Annotated in this window: 18 protein-coding genes and 2 rRNA genes (1 of these 20 only partly in view); 16 read left to right on the forward strand and 4 right to left on the reverse strand. The window is 63.4% G+C overall.

Annotated features, from left to right (window positions below):
* The 5 genes from KSS93_RS07180 to KSS93_RS07200 form a co-directional block, all read left to right on the forward strand.
* Window positions 1–1742: ribosomal RNA gene (locus KSS93_RS07180) — 23S ribosomal RNA — on the forward strand (it extends 1151 nt beyond the left edge of the window).
* Window positions 1743–1886: 144 nt separating this feature from the next.
* Window positions 1887–2002: ribosomal RNA gene (gene rrf, locus KSS93_RS07185) — 5S ribosomal RNA — on the forward strand.
* A gap of 218 nt (window positions 2003–2220) precedes the next feature.
* Window positions 2221–2880: a paraquat-inducible protein A gene (locus tag KSS93_RS07190; RefSeq protein WP_217887710.1), complete on the forward strand. Its 660-nt coding sequence runs from the start codon at window positions 2221–2223 to the stop codon at window positions 2878–2880.
* A complete protein-coding gene (locus tag KSS93_RS07195; RefSeq protein ID WP_217887711.1) occupies window positions 2867–3490 on the forward strand; it encodes a paraquat-inducible protein A in 624 nt (207 codons plus the stop codon). The genes KSS93_RS07190 and KSS93_RS07195 overlap by 14 nt, the downstream gene beginning before the upstream one ends.
* The gene (locus KSS93_RS07200; RefSeq protein ID WP_217887712.1) at window positions 3483–5786 is read left to right on the forward strand and encodes a PqiB family protein; all 2304 of its coding nucleotides are present in this window, start codon (window positions 3483–3485) and stop codon (window positions 5784–5786) included. Before KSS93_RS07195 ends, KSS93_RS07200 begins: the two co-directional genes overlap by 8 nt.
* Before the next feature lie 158 nt (window positions 5787–5944).
* Here KSS93_RS07200 and rpsT read toward each other — a convergent pair whose 3' ends face one another.
* Complete coding sequence (gene rpsT, locus KSS93_RS07205; protein WP_003247625.1) at window positions 5945–6223, reverse strand: 30S ribosomal protein S20; 279 nt, start codon at window positions 6221–6223, stop codon at window positions 5945–5947.
* A gap of 250 nt (window positions 6224–6473) precedes the next feature.
* Between rpsT and murJ the strand changes: the two genes are divergently transcribed.
* From murJ to ispH, 6 genes are all read left to right on the forward strand, one after another.
* Window positions 6474–8012, forward strand: a complete 1539-nt coding sequence (gene murJ, locus KSS93_RS07210; RefSeq protein ID WP_217887713.1) for a murein biosynthesis integral membrane protein MurJ — start codon at window positions 6474–6476, stop codon at window positions 8010–8012.
* Window positions 8013–8130: 118 nt separating this feature from the next.
* Window positions 8131–9081, forward strand: a complete 951-nt coding sequence (ribF, locus tag KSS93_RS07215) for a bifunctional riboflavin kinase/FAD synthetase (RefSeq protein ID WP_217887714.1) — start codon at window positions 8131–8133, stop codon at window positions 9079–9081.
* Window positions 9078–11909 (forward strand): isoleucine--tRNA ligase, encoded by a 2832-nt coding sequence (gene ileS / locus KSS93_RS07220; RefSeq protein WP_217887715.1) that lies wholly within the window; start codon window positions 9078–9080, stop codon window positions 11907–11909. Before ribF ends, ileS begins: the two co-directional genes overlap by 4 nt.
* Window positions 11902–12414 carry a signal peptidase II gene (gene lspA, locus KSS93_RS07225; protein WP_217841763.1) on the forward strand — a complete coding sequence of 171 codons (513 nt, stop codon included), beginning with the start codon at window positions 11902–11904 and terminating at the stop codon, window positions 12412–12414. The genes ileS and lspA overlap by 8 nt, the downstream gene beginning before the upstream one ends.
* On the forward strand, window positions 12407–12844 hold the full coding sequence (gene fkpB, locus KSS93_RS07230) for an FKBP-type peptidyl-prolyl cis-trans isomerase (RefSeq protein ID WP_217887716.1): 438 nt from the start codon (window positions 12407–12409) through the stop codon (window positions 12842–12844). Before lspA ends, fkpB begins: the two co-directional genes overlap by 8 nt.
* Before the next feature lie 14 nt (window positions 12845–12858).
* Window positions 12859–13806 (forward strand): 4-hydroxy-3-methylbut-2-enyl diphosphate reductase, encoded by a 948-nt coding sequence (gene ispH, locus KSS93_RS07235; protein WP_217887717.1) that lies wholly within the window; start codon window positions 12859–12861, stop codon window positions 13804–13806.
* On the opposite strand, the gene KSS93_RS07240 is transcribed toward ispH, so the two are convergent.
* Window positions 13807–14193 (reverse strand): GspH/FimT family protein, encoded by a 387-nt coding sequence (locus KSS93_RS07240; protein WP_437182112.1) that lies wholly within the window; start codon window positions 14191–14193, stop codon window positions 13807–13809. It abuts the gene before it with no gap.
* Window positions 14194–14394: 201 nt separating this feature from the next.
* Here KSS93_RS07240 and pilV point away from each other — a divergent pair, with 201 nt between their 5' ends.
* From pilV to thiO, 5 genes are read left to right on the forward strand one after another with little or no spacing between them, the layout of a single operon-like run.
* Window positions 14395–14742, forward strand: a complete 348-nt coding sequence (gene pilV, locus KSS93_RS26465) for a type IV pilus modification protein PilV (protein ID WP_225917306.1) — start codon at window positions 14395–14397, stop codon at window positions 14740–14742.
* Complete coding sequence (locus KSS93_RS07250) at window positions 14739–15386, forward strand: PilW family protein (protein ID WP_217887719.1); 648 nt, start codon at window positions 14739–14741, stop codon at window positions 15384–15386. The genes pilV and KSS93_RS07250 overlap by 4 nt, the downstream gene beginning before the upstream one ends.
* A complete protein-coding gene (locus KSS93_RS07255) occupies window positions 15383–15853 on the forward strand; it encodes a hypothetical protein (RefSeq protein ID WP_217887720.1) in 471 nt (156 codons plus the stop codon). Before KSS93_RS07250 ends, KSS93_RS07255 begins: the two co-directional genes overlap by 4 nt.
* Window position 15854: 1 nt before the next feature.
* Window positions 15855–16253: a type IV pilin protein gene (locus KSS93_RS07260; protein ID WP_217887721.1), complete on the forward strand. Its 399-nt coding sequence runs from the start codon at window positions 15855–15857 to the stop codon at window positions 16251–16253.
* Between the two features lie 53 nt (window positions 16254–16306).
* Window positions 16307–17404 (forward strand): glycine oxidase ThiO, encoded by a 1098-nt coding sequence (gene thiO / locus KSS93_RS07265; RefSeq protein ID WP_217887722.1) that lies wholly within the window; start codon window positions 16307–16309, stop codon window positions 17402–17404.
* A gap of 208 nt (window positions 17405–17612) precedes the next feature.
* Here thiO and KSS93_RS07270 read toward each other — a convergent pair whose 3' ends face one another.
* Window positions 17613–17837, reverse strand: a complete 225-nt coding sequence (locus KSS93_RS07270; protein WP_217841771.1) for a PP0621 family protein — start codon at window positions 17835–17837, stop codon at window positions 17613–17615.
* A 94-nt stretch (window positions 17838–17931) separates the two neighbouring features.
* Window positions 17932–18951 carry an outer membrane protein assembly factor BamD gene (locus tag KSS93_RS07275; RefSeq protein WP_217841772.1) on the reverse strand — a complete coding sequence of 340 codons (1020 nt, stop codon included), beginning with the start codon at window positions 18949–18951 and terminating at the stop codon, window positions 17932–17934.
* Window positions 18952–19094: the final 143 nt, after the last annotated feature.

Here is a 19094-nt window from a genome sequence, read left to right on the forward strand (position 1 = left end):
TACGGGTATCACCTTTGGTGATGCGGTAGAGGAGCGTTCTGTAAGCCTGTGAAGGTGAGTTGAGAAGCTTGCTGGAGGTATCAGAAGTGCGAATGCTGACATGAGTAACGACAATGCGAGTGAAAAACTCGCACGCCGAAAGACCAAGGTTTCCTGCGCAACGTTAATCGACGCAGGGTTAGTCGGTCCCTAAGGCGAGGCTGAAAAGCGTAGTCGATGGAAAACAGGTTAATATTCCTGTACTTCTAGTTATTGCGATGGAGGGACGGAGAAGGCTAGGCCAGCTTGGCGTTGGTTGTCCAAGTTTAAGGTGGTAGGCTGAAATCTTAGGCAAATCCGGGATTTCAAGGCCGAGAGCTGATGACGAGTGCTCATTAGAGCGCGAAGTGGTTGATGCCATGCTTCCAAGAAAAGCTCCTAAGCTTCAGATAACTAGGAACCGTACCCCAAACCGACACAGGTGGTTAGGTAGAGAATACCAAGGCGCTTGAGAGAACTCGGGTGAAGGAACTAGGCAAAATGGCACCGTAACTTCGGGAGAAGGTGCGCCGGCGAGGGTTAAGGACTTGCTCCGTAAGCCCATGCCGGTCGAAGATACCAGGCCGCTGCGACTGTTTATTAAAAACACAGCACTCTGCAAACACGAAAGTGGACGTATAGGGTGTGACGCCTGCCCGGTGCCGGAAGGTTAATTGATGGGGTTAGCGCAAGCGAAGCTCTTGATCGAAGCCCCGGTAAACGGCGGCCGTAACTATAACGGTCCTAAGGTAGCGAAATTCCTTGTCGGGTAAGTTCCGACCTGCACGAATGGCGTAACGATGGCGGCGCTGTCTCCACCCGAGACTCAGTGAAATTGAAATCGCTGTGAAGATGCAGTGTATCCGCGGCTAGACGGAAAGACCCCGTGAACCTTTACTATAGCTTTGCACTGGACTTTGAGCTTGCTTGTGTAGGATAGGTGGGAGGCTTTGAAGTGGGGACGCCAGTTCTCATGGAGCCATCCTTGAAATACCACCCTGGCAACCTTGAGGTTCTAACTCAGGTCCGTTATCCGGATCGAGGACAGTGTATGGTGGGTAGTTTGACTGGGGCGGTCTCCTCCCAAAGAGTAACGGAGGAGTACGAAGGTGCGCTCAGACCGGTCGGAAATCGGTCGTAGAGTATAAAGGCAAAAGCGCGCTTGACTGCGAGACACACACGTCGAGCAGGTACGAAAGTAGGTCTTAGTGATCCGGTGGTTCTGTATGGAAGGGCCATCGCTCAACGGATAAAAGGTACTCCGGGGATAACAGGCTGATACCGCCCAAGAGTTCATATCGACGGCGGTGTTTGGCACCTCGATGTCGGCTCATCACATCCTGGGGCTGAAGCCGGTCCCAAGGGTATGGCTGTTCGCCATTTAAAGTGGTACGCGAGCTGGGTTTAGAACGTCGTGAGACAGTTCGGTCCCTATCTGCCGTGGACGTTTGAGATTTGAGAGGGGCTGCTCCTAGTACGAGAGGACCGGAGTGGACGAACCTCTGGTGTTCCGGTTGTCACGCCAGTGGCATTGCCGGGTAGCTATGTTCGGAAGAGATAACCGCTGAAAGCATCTAAGCGGGAAACTTGCCTCAAGATGAGATCTCACTGGGATCTTGAATCCCCTAAAGGGCCGTCGAAGACTACGACGTTGATAGGTTGGGTGTGTAAGCGCTGTGAGGCGTTGAGCTAACCAATACTAATTGCCCGTGAGGCTTGACCATATAACACCCAAGCAATTTGCGCGTAAGCCGAATTGTGGTGGTGAAGACGAAAGAACCGAAAGTTCACAACGTCAGCAAGAACCACAAATATCACATATCCGAATTCGCTGGGCTGTTCATCTGAACGGACTGGCTACCGAATTTCTTGACGACCATAGAGCATTGGAACCACCTGATCCCATCCCGAACTCAGCAGTGAAACGATGCATCGCCGATGGTAGTGTGGGGTTTCCCCATGTGAGAGTAGGTCATCGTCAAGATTCATTTCACAAAACCCCTATCTGCGCATGCAGGTAGGGGTTTTGTCTTTGTGCGGCGGAAAACCAGAGCCCTGCGTGGTAGTGGGTTTGCCCCGCGATGCGGCCCGCCCAGGCAATCACAGCCCAACCGGAGCCCCGTCGCCGGCAAGCCACACCACCTCCCACATTTCGAGCTGGAACACTAGAATAGAGCCCACGCTTTCTTTCAGAACTTTCCTATGCCCAACCCAGCCGACCCCGAAGCACTGGCACAGCTGCCGCTGGACGAACTCATTGCCTGCCATGAATGCGACCTGCTGATGCGCAAGGCCACCCTGCAAAACGACGAGAAGGCCCTGTGCCCGCGCTGCGGCTACGAGCTTTACGCCCACCGCCACAACCTCGTCAACCGCAGTCTGGCCCTGGTGCTGACCGCGCTGTTGCTTTACGTGCCAGCCAACTTCCTGCCGATCATGCGGTTGCACCTGCTCGGCCAGACCTCCGACGACACGGTCTGGAGCGGCGTGCTCGGCCTGTACGACTCCGAAATGCGCGGCATCGCCGTGGTGGTGTTCCTGTGCAGCATGGCCATCCCCCTGCTCAAGCTGCTCTGCCAGCTTGCCGTGCTGCTGAGCATCCGCCTGGACATCGGCCGCAGCTACGGCTTGCTGATCTATCGTATCTACCACCACCTGCGTGAGTGGGGCATGCTCGAGGTCTACTTCATGGGCGTGCTGGTGGCCATGGTCAAGCTGGTCGACCTGGCCGAGCTGAGCATTGGCCTAGGCCTGTTCTGCTTCATCAGCCTGTTGCTGGTCCAGGTTTGGCTGGAGGTGGTGATGTCGCCCCACCAGATCTGGGTGGCGTTGTCCGGGGAGGATATCCATGCGGGCGATTGATGCAGGCATTCTGGTCTGTGGCGAATGCCATGAACTCAACCGCCGTGAGCAAGACAGTGATTCGCAGACCTGCACCCGCTGTGGCGCTGTGGTTCACGAGCGCCGCCCCAACAGCATCGTGCGCACCTGGGCCTTGCTGCTCACGGCAATGGTCCTGTATATCCCGGCCAACGTCCTGCCGATCATGACGGTCAGCGCGCTGGGCCAGGGTAGCCCGGACACCATCATGTCGGGTGTCATCACCCTGATGAAGCACGGCATGCTGCCCATCGCCGCAGTGGTGTTCATCGCCAGTATCCTGGTGCCCACCTTCAAGCTGGTGGGTATCGGCCTGTTGCTCTACTCGGTGCAGCGCCGCCAGCCGCTGTCGGCTCGCCAACGCATCTGGATGTACCGCTTCATCGAGTTCATCGGGCGCTGGTCGATGCTCGACATCTTCGTCATTGCCATATTGGTGGCAGTGGTGAATTTCGGCCGTATCGCCAGTGTCGAAGCCAATCTGGGCGCCGTCGCCTTCGCCACCGTGGTGATCCTGACGATGCTCGCAGCCTTAACTTTCGATCCCCGACTGATCTGGGACAACACGGAGTCGGATGACGACCATGAGTGACCTGCCTACGGCTAAAACCCGCCCCGCTTCCAACTGGTCGGCCATCTGGATCCTGCCGCTGATCGCCTTGGCGATCGGTGGCTGGCTGGCGTGGCAGGCCTACCGTGATGCCGGTGTCGAGATCCAGGTGCGCTTCGAGACCGGTGAGGGCATCGTCGCCAACAAGACCGAGGTCATCTTCAAGGGCATGTCGGTAGGCAAGGTGACCGGCTTGGTGCTGGACAACAAGGGTGACACCCGCGGCGTCATTGCCACCATCGAGATGCGCAAGGAAGCCGAGCCGCACCTGACCAAGGGCACGCGTTTCTGGCTGGTCAAGCCCAGTGTCAGCCTGGCGGGTATCACCGGGCTCGAGACACTGGTGTCGGGCAACTACATTGCCGTGGACCCAGGGGAGGGCGAGCCCACCAAGCGCTTCACCGCGTTGAAGGAGGCCCCGCCGTTATCCGATACCGAGCCAGGCCTGCACTTGACCCTCAAGGCCGAGCGCCTGGGCTCGCTGAACCGCGATAGCCCGGTGTTCTACAAGCAGATCCAGGTCGGCCGGGTGAAAAGCTACCGCCTCTCCGATGACCAGAGCACCGTAGAGGTGAAGGTGTTCATCGCGCCGGCCTATGCAAGCCTTGTGCGCAAGCACACGCGTTTCTGGAATGCCAGCGGGGTGAGCATCGATGCCGACCTGTCCGGCGTCAAGGTGCGCACCGAATCGCTGTCGAGCATCGTCGCCGGCGGTATCGCTTTCGCCACCCCCGAAAACCGCAAGGACAGCCCGCCGACCGACCCGAGCCTGCCGTTCCGCCTGTACGAAGATTTCGACGCCGCCCAGGCCGGTATCCGCGTCAAGGTCAGGTTCAGCGACTTCGACGGCCTGCAGAAGGGGCGCACGCCGGTGCTCTATAAAGGTATCCAGGTCGGTACGCTCAAGGACCTCAAGGTCGAAGGCGACCTCTCCAGCGCAACCGGTGAACTGACCCTGGACCCGCTGGCCGAGGACTACCTGGTCGAAGGCACCCAGTTCTGGGTGGTCAAGCCGTCCATCTCGCTGGCCGGCATCACCGGCCTGGAGGCGCTGGTCAAGGGCAACTACATTGCCATCCGGCCGGGTGAGCGCAATGCCAAGCCACAACGTGAGTTCGAGGCACGAGCCAAGGCGCCGCCACTGGACCTCAAGGCGCCCGGCCTGCACATGGTACTGTTTGCCGACACCCTGGGTTCGCTCGAGGTCGGCAGCCCGGTCATGTACCGCCAGGTGCGTGTGGGCAGCGTGCAGAGCTACCAGTTCGCCCGCAACAGCAGCAAGCGCATCCTCATCGGCGTGCACATAGAGAAGGAATACGCCAACCTGGTCAACGGCTCGACGCGCTTCTGGAATGCCAGCGGTATCACCTTGAGTGGTGGGCTGTCGGGTATCCAGGTCAAGAGCGAGTCGCTGCAGACGCTGATGAACGGCGGCATCGCCTTCGATACCCCAAGGCCCGACGTGCCACTCAAGCGGCGCATTCCGCGCTTCCGCCTGCACGAAAGCCAGGAGGCCGCCAACCGCGCCGGCACTCTGGTGACCATCCGCGTCGACCGCGCCGACGGCCTCAAACCCGGCACGCCGATCCGTTTCCGTGGCCTGGATGTCGGCAGTGTCGAAAGCGTCGATCTGACCGCCGACCTGCAGGCCGTACTGCTCAAGGCCCGTATCAACCAGGCAGAAAGTCGTATCGCCCGCGCCGGCACGCAGTTCTGGGTGGTCAAGCCGGCGTTCGGCCTGGTGCGCACCGAAAACCTCGACACCCTGGTCGGCGGCCAGTACCTGGAGGTGCTGCCGGCACTCAAGGATAAGGGCCCGCAGCGCGATTTCATCGCCCTGGCCGATGCGCCGGAGGTTAAGGGCGAGGAGGTCGGCCTGCCACTGACCCTCAGCGCGCCGCGGCGCGGTTCGATCAAGCCGGGGGTACCAGTCACCTACCGTGAGGTGGCAGTGGGCAAAGTCACAGGTTTCGAGTTGGGGCAAACTGCCGACCGGGTACTTATCCACATTCTTATCGAGCCACGCTACGCAGGTTTGGTACGTGGCGGCAGCCGATTCTGGAACAGCAGCGGCTTCGGTTTCGATTGGGGCCTGTTCAAGGGCGCCACGGTGCGCACCGAGTCGCTGGAAACGCTGATCGACGGCGGTATCGCCTTCGCCACGCCCGATGGCGAGCAGATGGGCAACCCGGCGCGCCCGCAGCAGACCTTTGCCCTGTTCGACAAGCCCGAAGAAGCCTGGCTGCAGTGGGCGCCGAAGATCCAGATCGGCAAATGAGTTGAAGGTGTGGGGCGGGCCTGCGTGGGAGCGGGCTTGCCCCGCGATCTGTTCGGCCCTCATAACGGGGCAAGCCCGCTCCCGCGAACCTCAACAGACATTTCTGTCAGGCATAAAAAAACCGGCCCTAGGGCCGGTTTTTTCGACTAAAGCGTCGCTTAGGCAGCTGCAGCTTCTTTCAGCGCCTTGATGTGGCCATTCAGACGGCCTTTGTGGCGAGCAGCTTTGTTCTTGTGGATGATACCTTTGTCGGCCATACGGTCGATTACTGGTACAGCCAGAACGTAAGCGGCTTGCGCTTTTTCGGCGTCTTTTGCGTCGATGGCTTTGACTACATTCTTGATGTAGGTGCGGACCATGGAACGCAGGCTGGCGTTGTGGCTGCGACGCTTCTCAGCCTGTTTTGCACGTTTCTTGGCGGAAGGTGTGTTGGCCACCGTCGAGCTCCTCGAAAGACTTTAGGTAAATAGCAAACAAAATAGGCCGCGAATCATGCCGATGAGTCGAACGGATGTCAAGGCCACCTGCAGGGTTCCGCCGAGTGGTGGTGTCAAACAGCTGAAAGATTCCTTTCTGCCACGTGACCTGTAAACTCGGGAATTTTTGGCTCCCCTGCGAAGGCGCGGGAGTATCGCACATTCGGGCGCCGACTGGCAGCGCCCTCTGCCCCTGGCGTGAAACTTTTCGATGAACCTGCTCAAATCCCTGGCTGCAGTCAGCTCCATCACCATGGTTTCCCGGGTGCTCGGCTTCGTCCGCGACACCATCCTGGCCCGGGTTTTCGGCGCCGGCGTCGCCACCGACGCCTTCTTCATCGCCTTCAAACTGCCCAACCTGCTGCGTCGCATCTTCGCCGAAGGGGCCTTCTCCCAGGCCTTCGTGCCGATTCTCGCCGAGTACAAGACCCAGCAGGGCGAAGAGGCCACCCGCACCTTCATTGCCTACATCAGCGGCCTGCTGACCCTGGTGCTGGCCCTGGTGACGGTCATCGGCATACTCGCTGCGCCATGGGTGGTGTGGGCCACCGCGCCAGGTTTTGTCGACAGCGCCGAAAAATACGAGCTGACCACCTCGCTGCTGCGGGTGACCTTTCCATATATATTGCTGATCTCGCTGTCTTCGCTGGCCGGTGCCATCCTCAACACCTGGAACCGCTTCACCGTACCGGCCTTCACCCCCACGCTGCTCAACGTGGCGATGATCGCCTTCGCCGTGCTGCTGACCCCGTACTTCAACCCGCCGATCATGGCCTTGGGCTGGGGCGTGCTGGCCGGTGGCCTGGCGCAGTTGCTCTACCAACTGCCGGCACTGAAAAAGATCGGCATGCTGGTGCTGCCGCGCCTGAACCTGCACGACACCGGCGTGTGGCGCGTACTCAAACAGATGCTGCCGGCCATCCTCGGCGTGTCGGTGAGCCAGATCTCGCTGATCATCAACACCATCTTCGCCTCGTTCCTGGTGGCAGGCTCGGTATCCTGGATGTACTACGCCGACCGCCTGATGGAGCTGCCCTCCGGCGTGCTGGGCGTGGCACTGGGCACCATCCTGCTGCCGACCTTGGCCAAGACCTACGCCAACAAGGACCGCGAAGAGTATTCGCGCATCCTCGACTGGGGCCTGCGCCTGTGCTTCCTGCTGGTGCTGCCCTGCACCCTGGCCATGGCGATTCTGGCCGAGCCCCTGACCGTGGCGCTGTTCCAGTACGGCAAGTTCACCGCCCTCGACGCCGCCATGACCCAGCGCGCATTGATTGCCTATTCGGTGGGCCTGCTGGCGATCATTCTGGTCAAGGTGTTGGCCCCAGGCTTCTATGCCCAGCAGAACATCCGCACGCCGGTGAAGATCGCCGTGTTCACCCTGGTCTGCACGCAACTGCTCAACCTGGCCCTGATCGGCCCGCTGGCCCATGCCGGCCTGGCCCTGGCCATCAGCCTGGGCGCCTGCCTGAACGCCGGCCTTCTGTACTGGAAGCTGCGCAGCCAGCAGTTGTTCCAGCCGCAGCCAGGCTGGCTGTTGTTTCTGCTAAAACTGCTACTGGCCGTGGGCTTGATGTCCGGTGTGCTGCTGTTGGGCATGCATTACATGCCGGCCTGGGAGCAGGGCAACATGCTCGCGCGCTTCCTGCGCCTGGGCGCCTTGATCGGTGCCGGCGTGGTCACCTATTTCGGCTGCCTGTACCTGTGCGGTTTCCGCCCGCGGCATTTCGCCCGCAACGCGTTGCACTGAGGCCAGCCTTGGGCCAGGCGTCGGTTTTTCAGCTTCCACGCCCGCCGGTGGCTCTGCTGCCTGTCGCCAGCGCCCGGGTGTGGTTATAATCGGCCACTTTATGAGCAAGAAGCGCGTTATGCAGCTGGTTCGAGGTCTTCACAACCTGCGCCCCGAGCACCGGGGCTGTGTCGCCACCATTGGCAACTTCGACGGGGTCCACCGTGGCCACCAGGCGATACTCGCGCGCCTGCGTGAACGTGGCCAGGAACTCGGCCTGCCCACCTGCGTGGTGGTCTTCGAGCCACAGCCGCGCGAATACTTCGCCCCCGATACCGCCCCGGCCCGCCTGGCGCGCCTGCGCGACAAGGTCGAGCTGCTGGCTGGTGAGGGCATCGACCGGGTGCTGTGCCTGTCGTTCAACCAGCGCCTGAGCACCCTCAGCGCCGAACAGTTCGTCAAGGCGGTACTGGTCGACGGCCTGGGCGTACGCCACCTCGAAGTCGGCGACGACTTCCGCTTTGGCTGCGACCGCGCCGGCGACTTCGACTACCTGGTCCAAGCCGGCAAGCAGTTCGGCTTCAGCGTCGAGGCCGCCAACACGGTGATCCAGGACGGCCTGCGGGTCAGCAGCACCGAAGTGCGCAAGGCCTTGAGCGAAGGCAACTTCGAGCTCGCCGAACACCTGCTGGGCCGCCCGTACCGCATCAGCGGCCGCGTGCTGCACGGCCAGAAGCTGGCCCGCCAGCTCGGCACCCCTACCGCCAACATCCAGCTCAAGCGCCGCCGCGTGCCGCTGTCCGGGGTCTACCTGGCCAGCATCGAGATCGACGGCAAGCACTGGCCGGGTGTCGGCAATATCGGCGTGCGTCCCACCGTTGCCGGTGATGGCCGCCCGCACCTGGAGATTCACTTGCTGGACTTTGCCGGCGACCTTTACGGCCGGCGCCTCACGGTGGAGTTCCACCACAAGCTGCGTGAAGAGCAGCGATTCGCCTCCCTGGAGGCGCTGAAGTCGGCGATCGATGCGGATATCGCCGCCGCACGTGCACATTGGCACGCTCAACCGCTAACCAAGAGCCTGAAATGACCGACTACAAAGCCACGCTAAACCTTCCGGACACCGCCTTCCCCATGAAGGCCGGCCTGCCTCAGCGCGAACCGCAGATCCTGCAGCGCTGGGACAGCATTGGCCTGTACCAGAAGCTGCGCGAAATTGGCAAGGACCGTCCGAAGTTCGTCCTGCACGACGGCCCGCCCTATGCCAACGGCAAGATCCACATCGGTCATGCGCTGAACAAGATTCTCAAGGACATGATCGTCCGCTCGAAGACCCTGTCCGGCTTCGACGCGCCGTACGTCCCGGGCTGGGACTGCCACGGCCTGCCGATCGAGCACAAGGTCGAGGTCACCCACGGCAAGCACCTCACCGCCGACCGCACCCGCGAGCTGTGCCGCGAGTACGCCGCCGAGCAGATCGAAGGGCAGAAGACCGAGTTCATCCGCCTGGGTGTGCTGGGTGACTGGGCCAACCCGTACAAGACCATGGACTTCGCCAACGAGGCTGGTGAAATCCGAGCCCTGGCCGAAATGGTCAAGCAAGGCTTCGTGTTCAAGGGTCTCAAGCCTGTGAACTGGTGCTTCGATTGCGGCTCGGCCCTGGCCGAAGCCGAAGTCGAATACGCCGACAAGAAATCCCAGACCATCGACGTCGCCTTCCCGGTCGCCGATGAAGCCAAACTCGCAGCTGCCTTCGGCCTCACCGCACTGGCCAAGCCCGCCGCCATCGTGATCTGGACCACCACCCCGTGGACCATCCCGGCCAACCAGGCGCTGAACATCCACCCGGAGTTCACCTACGCCCTGGTCGACACCGGCGAGCGCCTGCTGGTGCTGGCCCAGGAGCTGGTCGAGTCGTGCCTGAAGCGCTACGCGCTGGAAGGCACCGTCATCGCCACCGCCCAGGGTTCGGCCCTGGAGCTGGTCAACTTCCGCCACCCGTTCTACGACCGCCTGTCGCCGGTGTACCTGGCCGACTACGTCGAGCTGGGCGCCGGTACCGGCGTGGTGCACTCGGCGCCTGCCTACGGTGAAGACGACTTCGTTACCTGCAAGCGCTACGGCATGGTCAACGACGACATCCTCACCCCGGTGCAGAGCAACGGCGTGTATGTCGAGTCGCTGCCGTTCTTCGGCGGCCAGTTCATCTGGAAGGCCAACCCGGCTATCGTCGACAAGCTCAGCGAAGTCGGCGCGCTGATGCACAGCGAAACCATCAGCCACAGCTACATGCACTGCTGGCGCCACAAGACCCCGCTGATCTACCGCGCCACCGCGCAGTGGTTCGTCGGCATGGACAAGCAGCCGAGCACCGGCGAGCCGCTGCGCGAGCGCGCGCTCAAAGCCATCGAAGACACCAAGTTCGTCCCGGCCTGGGGCCAGGCACGCCTGCACTCGATGATCGCCAACCGCCCGGACTGGTGCATTTCGCGTCAGCGCAACTGGGGCGTACCTATCCCGTTCTTCCTCGACAAGCAAACCGGCGAGCTGCACCCGCGCACCGTCGAGCTGATGGAAGAAGTGGCCAAGCGCGTCGAAAAAGAGGGCATCGAAGCCTGGTTCAAGCTCGACGCCGCCGAACTGCTGGGCGCTGAAGCCGGCCAGTACGACAAGATCAGCGACACCCTAGACGTGTGGTTCGACTCCGGCACTACCCACTGGCACGTGCTGCGCGGCTCCCACAACATCGGCCACGCCACCGGCCCGCGCGCCGACCTGTACCTGGAAGGTTCCGACCAGCACCGCGGCTGGTTCCACTCCTCGCTTCTGACCGGTTGCGCCATCGACGGCCACGCCCCGTACCGCGAGCTGCTCACCCACGGCTTCACCGTGGACGAGAACGGCCGCAAGATGTCCAAGTCGCTGGGTAACACCATCGAACCCGAGAAAGTGAACAACACCCTGGGCGCCGACATCCTGCGCCTGTGGGTCGCGGCCACCGACTACTCCGGCGAAATGGCGGTTTCCGAGCAGATCCTGCAGCGCAGCGCCGACGCCTACCGGCGTATCCGCAACACCGCGCGCTTCCTGCTCTCCAACCTGTCCGGCTTCGACCCGGCGCGCGACCTGCTGGCACCAGAAGACATGATCGCCCTGGACCGCTGGGCGGTAGACCGCGCCCTGCTGCTGCAGCGCGAGCTTGAAGAGCACTACGGCGAATACCGCTTCTGGAACGTCTACTCCAAGGTGCACAACTTCTGCGTGCAAGAGCTGGGCGGCTTCTACCTCGACATCATCAAGGACCGCCAGTACACCACCGGCGCCAACAGTGTCGCGCGTCGCTCCTGTCAGACCGCGCTGTACCACATCAGCGAGGCTCTGGTGCGCTGGGTCGCGCCAATCCTGGCGTTCACCGCCGATGAAATCTGGCAGTACCTGCCAGGCGAGCGCAACGAGTCGGTGATGCTCAACGGCTGGTACCAGGGCCTGAGCGAGCTGCCCGAAGGCACCGAGCTCGGCCGCGCCTACTGGGACCGCGTCATGGCCGTCAAGGCCGCGGTCAACAAGGAGCTGGAAAACCAGCGCAGCGCCAAGGTGATTGGCGGCAACCTGCAGGCCGAAGTCACCCTGTTCGCCGAGGACGGCCTGACCGCCGACCTGAACAAGCTCGGCGACGAGCTGCGCTTCGTGCTGATCACCTCGGCTGCAAGCGTGGTGCCGTTCGCCCAGGCGCCGGCCGATGCCGTTGCCACCGAAGTCGAAGGCCTGAAGCTGAAGATCGTCAAGTCCGGCCACGCCAAGTGCGGCCGTTGCTGGCACTTCCGCGCCGACGTCGGCAGCCACCCGGAGCACCCGGAAATCTGCAGCCGTTGCGTCGACAACCTGAGCGGCAGCGGCGAGGTGCGCCACTATGCCTAACGCAGCTGGGCGCTTCGGGCGCCTTGCCTGGCTCTGGCTGAGCCTGGTGGTGCTGGTCCTCGACCAGGCCACCAAGGTCTACTTCGAGGGCGCGCTGAGCCTGTACCAGCAGATCGTGGTCATCCCCGACTACTTCAGCTGGACCCTGGCCTACAACACCGGGGCCGCGTTCAGCTTCCTCGCCGAAAGCTCCGGCTGGCAGCGCTGGCTGTTCGCCCTGATCGCCATCGTGGTCAGTGCCGTGCTGGTGGTCTGGCTCAAGCGCCTGGGCCGCAACGAAACCTGGCTGGCCGTGGCGCTGGCCCTGGTGCTGGGCGGCGCGCTGGGCAACCTGTACGACCGTGTCGTGCTGGGCCACGTGGTCGACTTCATCCTGGTGCACTGGCAAAACCGCCATTATTTCCCGGCCTTCAACGTGGCCGACAGTGCCATCACCGTCGGTGCGGTGATGCTGGCGCTGGATATGTTCAAGAGCAAGAAGTCCGAGGAGCCTGTCCATGACTGAGACCCGTATCGGCCAGAACACCGAAGTCACCCTGCACTTCGCGCTGCACCTGGAAAACGGCGACACCGTCGACAGCACCTTCGACAAGGCCCCGGCCGTGTTCAAGGTTGGCGACGGCAACCTGCTGCCCGGCTTCGAGGCCGCGCTGTTCGGCTTCAAGGCCGGTGACAAGCGCACACTGAGCCTGGCCCCGGAAAGCGCCTTCGGCCAGCACAACCCGCAGAACGTGCAGGTAATGCCGCGCTCGCAGTTCGAAGGCATGGAGCTGTCCGACGGGCTGCTGGTGATTTTCAACGATGCCGCCAACACCGAACTGCCCGGTGTGGTCAAAGCCTTCGATGACCACCAGGTGACCATCGACTTCAACCATCCGCTGGCTGGCAAGACCTTGAGCTTCGAGGTGGAAATCCTCGACGTGAAGGCTGTGTGAGCCTGGAGCCGAGCATGCAAATCAAACTCGCCAACCCGCGCGGCTTCTGCGCCGGGGTCGACCGGGCGATCGAGATCGTCAACCGTGCGCTCGAGGTTTTCGGCCCGCCGATCTATGTGCGCCACGAAGTGGTGCACAACAAGTTCGTGGTTGAAGACCTGCGCAACCGCGGCGCGATCTTCGTCGAAGAGCTGGACCAGGTGCCGGATGACGTCATCGTCATCTTCAGTGCCCACGGTGTATCCCAAGCCGTGCGCCAGGAAGCCGCCGGCCGCGGCCTGAAGGTGTTCGACGCCACCTGCCCGCTGGTGACCAAGGTGCACATCGAGGTTGCCAAATACAGCCGCGACGGCCGTGAGACCATCCTCATCGGCCATGAAGGGCACCCGGAAGTCGAAGGCACCATGGGCCAGTACGACGCCAGCAACGGTGGCGCCATCTACCTCGTCGAAGACGAGGAAGACGTTGCCCAGTTGCAGGTGAGCGACCCGGACCACCTGGCTTTCGTCACCCAGACCACGCTGTCGATGGACGATACCAGCCGGGTCATCGATGCCCTGCGCGCACGTTTCCCCAACATCGGCGGCCCGCGCAAGGACGACATCTGCTACGCCACGCAAAACCGCCAGGATGCGGTCAAGCAACTGGCCGACGAGTGCGACGTGGTACTGGTGGTCGGCAGCCCCAACAGCTCCAACTCCAACCGCCTGCGTGAGCTGGCCGAGCGCATGAGCACCCCGGCTTACCTGATCGACGGCGCCGAAGACCTGCAACGCGCGTGGTTCGATGGCGTCCAGCGCATCGGCATCACCGCCGGCGCCTCGGCCCCCGAGGTGCTGGTGCGTGGCGTGATCGAGCAGCTCAAGGCCTGGGGCGCCACCGGCGCCGAAGAGCTGGACGGGCGTGAGGAGAACATCACCTTCTCCATGCCCAAAGAGCTGCGGGTACGCTCGCTGATCTGATCAGCCCCCTGCGCAACGGGCATCTTCCTCGTTGCGCAGGCTCACCCGCCCGCTCGGGCTCAGCACCACCTGCTGCAGGCTGAGCGGCGGTACGCGCTGGCAGATGAGCAGCGTGATGCCACCAAACCCCATCCCCAGCGGCGCCCCCCGTGCGCTGAACCTCACCACCCTGGTGCCACTGGCCACGATCCGCGTCGGCCTTGGCGGCTGATACTCCCCAAGCAACTGGCCGTTGTGCTCCAGCGTCGTTTGCCAACCCTTGCCCCAATCCCCCTGTAGCGGCTGCACCAACACCGCCCGGTGGCGCAGCGCCGCCTGGTTGCGCGCCTCGCGCAGGGTCTGGGCCAGCGCCCGGGTCACGGCTGCCTGGCGCAGGTCATCGCTCATCCTGCTGTAGGCCGTTAGCCCCAGTTGCGTCAGAAGGCCGGCTGCGGCCAGCGCGAACATCATTTGTATCAGTGTTACCCCTTGTTGCTTCACCGTGCATTCCTCCCTGGAAGTGCTTCGCTGAAGTGTCGCGGTCGGTGCGCGTGCCGGCCAGTCGGCCAGGTCGGTGAACGGCAGGGGAAATTTCCCAGGAGGGGAACGATGCAGGTAAAGGAAGGTGGTGTGGCGTTGCTGGAAGTACTGGTGGCAATGACGGTGCTGGGGTTGGGGTTGGTGACAGCGGCGGCGTTGCAGATGCGTGGCGTGCAGGGCTTTGACAGCGCCCGGCGCGAAGGCCAGGCGCTGCAACTGGCCCAAGGCATGTTGGAGCAGGTGAGGGCAGCCGGGCGCCTGTCGGAGGCCGACGAGGCGCGCTGGCGTGAGCAGGTGGTCACGGTCTTGGGCACATCGGCCAGCGTGCGTACCAGCCCCGAAGGGCAGACTCTGCAATTGGAATTGCATTGGCCCGAGGCCCAGCAGTTACGCCTGCAAGGCAAGGTGCTGCCATGAAGCGCCGGCAAACCGGGCTCGGCCTGATCGAAACCCTGTTGGCGCTGGCCCTGGCTGCGTTGCTGTTGACCGGTGCCAGCCGTTTGTTTTTGTCCGCGCATCAGGCCTGGACCCAGCAGGGGGCCGCCGCGCGCTTGCAGGATGACGCCCGTCTTGTGCTGCAGCGTATCGCCGAGGATGTGCGCATGGCCGGCATGTTCGGTTGTCTGCAGCTCCAGGGTGCAGACTTCGGCAGCCCCGATACCGCCCGGGCATTCGCCGAGCCAATCACCATCGGCCATGGCAGCCTGACACTGGTCGGCGCGGCGCTGCCGGGGTTGTCCGGCGCCCCGGACTGGACCGTACTCACCGATTGCCACAGTTGGGCCAAGGTGCAGCATGGCCAACATGTGTCGGGGGAGAACCTGCTCGCCCTGCCGGTACGCCGGCTCAGCTACCAACTGCGCGACGGCAGCCTGAGCCTGATCACCCGCAGCCAGAACGCCAGCCTGATCGACAACGTGAAGGCGTTGCAGGTGACCCGGGTCGAAGCCGAGGAGGGCGAGCGCCTTGATATACAGCTCACCCTGTACGACCCAAGGCATCAGCTCGAGCAACAGCACCGCATCAGCGTAGCGCTGCGCAACCTGGCGGCTGAGGCATGAGCCGCCAACGCGGGGTGGCCCTGCTGCTGGCCCTCGGCCTGAGCCTGCTGCTGGGCCTGCTGGCGGCCCAGGTGCTGCACGAGGCGCAGGCCCGGCAGCGGCAGGTGGGCGAGCAGTTGGCGGTTGCCCGGGCGTTCGAGCAGGCCGAGGCCGGGTTGCTCGAAGGTGCGGCCTTGTTGCCCGGCGCGCTGCCACCGCCGTGCGTCAGTTGCCTGCCACCGGCAATTCCACCCCAGGCGCCGGTGCAGCCCTGGCAGCAAACCCCCAGTGGGTTTGTCTTGCTGCAACACCTGGGCACCACTACCCGTGCCGCTGGCCTGCCGCCCGGTGAGCCTGTGACCTTGGTGCGGGTGACCGCCATCAGCAGCGAAGCACGCGCGCGCCAGGTGCTGGAGGCGGTATACGCGCTGGACGCCTCCGCCACCCTGCACCGGGTCAGCTGGCGCCAGCGTTTGCAGGAGGGCTGACATGCAGCAAGGGTTTAACCTGATTGAAACATTGATTGTCGTGGCGCTGATCGGCATGCTGGCAGCCATTGCCTACCCCAGTTACAGCGACGCCCTGCGGCGCGCCGCACGCAGCGAAGTGGTCGGCCTGCTGCACGATGCGGCCCTGCGCCTGGAGCGCCACCACGCCCGTGTCGGTAGCTATGCCGACGACGACTCGCTGGTGACACCCCTGCCCACGGGCAGCCGCCATTACCGCTTGCAGGCCCAACGCGATCAGCACAGCTTCACCCTGCTGGCTCAGCGCTTGCCGGGCACGTCCATGGCGCTTGACCCGTGCGGCGACTTCCAGCTCGACCAGGCTGGCGTGCGCGGCAACCTGGGCGCCAGCGAAAGCGCCACGCAGTGCTGGGGGAGCTGAAGATCAAGAGGTGCCGGTGCACCGTGGAATTACTTCAGGTGTTGGATCTAGCGATGAGCAAGCAAGTAGTGATTGTCGGCGGCGGAGTCATCGGCCTGCTGAGCGCCTTCAACCTGGCCGCCGAGGTCGACCAGGTGGTGGTCTGCGACCAGGGCGAAGTGGGGCGCGAATCGTCCTGGGCCGGCGGTGGTATCGTCTCGCCGCTGTACCCGTGGCGTTACAGCCCGGCCGTGACCGCCCTGGCGCACTGGTCCCAGGATTTCTACCCGCAGTTGGGCGAGCGCCTGTTCGCCAGCACCGGGCTGGACCCAGAGGTGCACACTACCGGGTTGTACTGGCTGGACCTGGACGATGAGGCCGAAGCTCTGGCCTGGGCCGCCCGCGAGCAGCGCCCGCTGAGCGCCGTGGATATCTCGGCCGCCTATGACGCGGTGCCGGTGCTTGGCCCAGGCTACCGGCATGCGGTGTACATGGCCGGGGTGGCCAATGTGCGCAACCCGCGCCTGGTCAAGTCGCTCAAGGCCGCGCTGCTGGCGCTGCCCAACGTTACCCTGCGCGAGCATTGCCAGATCAGTGGTTTCGTTCAGGAGGGCGGGCGCATTACCGGCGTGCAGACCGAAACCGGCTTATTGGCTGCCGACCAGGTGGTGCTCAGCGCCGGCGCCTGGAGTGGCGACCTGCTGCAGACCCTTGGCTTGCATGTGCCGGTGGAGCCGGTGAAGGGCCAGATGATCCTGTTCAAGTGTGCCGAGGACTTCTTGCCAAGCATGGTGCTGGCCAAGGGGCGCTATGCGATTCCACGGCGCGACGGGCATATTCTGGTGGGCAGCACGCTGGAGCACGCCGGCTACGACAAGACCCCGACCGAGGATGCGCTGGCCAGCCTCAAGGCCTCGGCCATCGAGCTGCTGCCGGCGCTGGCAGGCGCCGAAGTGGTGGGGCACTGGGCCGGTTTGCGCCCAGGTTCACCCGAAGGCATCCCGTATATCGGCGAAGTACCGGGCCACCCGGGCCTGTGGTTGAACTGCGGCCATTACCGCAACGGCCTGGTGCTGGCGCCGGCCTCGTGCCAGTTGCTCGCCGACCTGCTGCTGGCGCGCCCGCCGATCATCGACCCTGCGCCCTACGCCCCGGCCGGGCGGCTGGGCTGACCGGCCTCTTCGCCGGCAAGCCGGCTCCTACAGGTACAATGCAGGCCTGAAGGCCGTGCGATCTCTGTGGGAGCGGGTCTACCCGCGAACACCGGCAGAGCCGGTGCCATCCACCGCGGTGCCTGCTTCGCGGCTGAAGCCCCACATGTACGGTGCTTGCTACAGGTTGTGCGTGATCCTGTGGGAACAGGTGCGTCGATGGGCTGCCTCAGCGCCCCGGCCCCTGCTCCAGATGCTGCTGGCTGCAATACCACTCGCTGCCACGCTGCAACGCACGGTCATTGGGCAGGTGCACCCCGCAATGGGCGCAGCGCACCATGCGCAGCGGGTCTTCGAGCCGCGGCTCGGCAGGCGATTGCTGGCTGGTCTTGAACTTGCGCCACAGCCAGAAGGCGGCAGCGATCAGGGCGATCCAGAAGAGTAGGCGAACCATGGTGTCCAGCTTGTCGATAAAAGAAGCCGACAGTCTAGGACGCAGGCATAAAAAAAGGGAGGCCCGAGACCTCCCTTTCTCATGTACCGGCGTGTCAGTCGAACAGACCAAAGGTCATGTAGCTGAACCACGAACGGTCTTTCTCGGCTTCTTTCGGGCCTTCCGGCAGGATCGGGTCGCCGTTCTCGTCCTTGGGCAGCAGCTCCTGCGGCATCTCGGCGCGGGCGTCCTGGAACTGGCGCACCACGTCCTGGTTGGCGCGGGTTTCACCCGGCGGCAGCGGGGTGTCGGTTTCGATCAGGCCCAGGGTGGCCTTGGACAGCCACGAGCGGTTGCCGTTTTCGTCTTCCTTGGCGACGAACTGGCCGTCGACCAGGCTCGGATGGTCCGGGTAGTTGAGCTTGAGGGTCTCAAGGCTGGTGGCCGCCAGCTCGTCCAGGTGCATGCGCTGGTACGCCTCCACCATCACCGCCAGGCCGTCACCCACCGACGGGGTTTCCTGGAAGTTTTCCACCACGTAGCGGCCACGGTTGGCGGCAGCCACATAAGCCTCGCGGCTGAGGTAGTAGTTGGCCACGTGGATTTCGTAGGAGGCCAGCAGGTTGCGCAGGTAGATCATGCGCTGCTTGGCGTCCGGGGCGTAGCGGCTGTTGGGGAAGCGGCTGGTCAGCTGGGCGAACTCGTTGTACGAGTCGCGGGCGGCACCCGGGTCACGCTTGGTCATGTCCAGCGGCAGGAAGCGCGCCACCAGGCCACGGTCCTGGTCGAACGAGGTCAGGCCTTTCAGGTAGTAGGCGTAGTCGACGTTCGGGTGCTGCGGGTGCAGGCGGATGAAGCGTTCGGCGGCCGACTTGGCAGCTTCTGGCTCGGTGTTCTTGTAGTTGGCGTAAATCAGCTCGAGCTGGGCCTGGTCGGCGTAACGGCCGAACGGGTAGCGCGACTCCAGGGCCTTGAGCTTGTTCACGGCGCTGGTGTAGCTGTGGCTGTCCAGGTCGGCCTGCGCCTGCTGGTACAGCTCAGCCTCACTGAGGTTCTCGTCAATGACTTCCTTGTTCGAGGAACAGGCAGCGGTGAGCCCGAGGATGGCGATCAGCAGCAGGTGTTTCACTTGCATGGCGGCTTGCGTCCCTTTGACGGCCGCTGTCTTGGGCGGTGCCGTCCTGTTATGATGAGCGCCCCCGGCCAAACCGCGGGGCAAAAGAAGCCGTATTTAACCACAAGCGCGCAGCCGAAACCAAAGGCTGAACGCCCGTCGAT

The sequence above is a fragment of the Pseudomonas xanthosomatis genome, assembly GCF_019139835.1.
GTDB classification, from domain to species: Bacteria; Pseudomonadota; Gammaproteobacteria; order Pseudomonadales; family Pseudomonadaceae; genus Aquipseudomonas; species Aquipseudomonas fakonensis.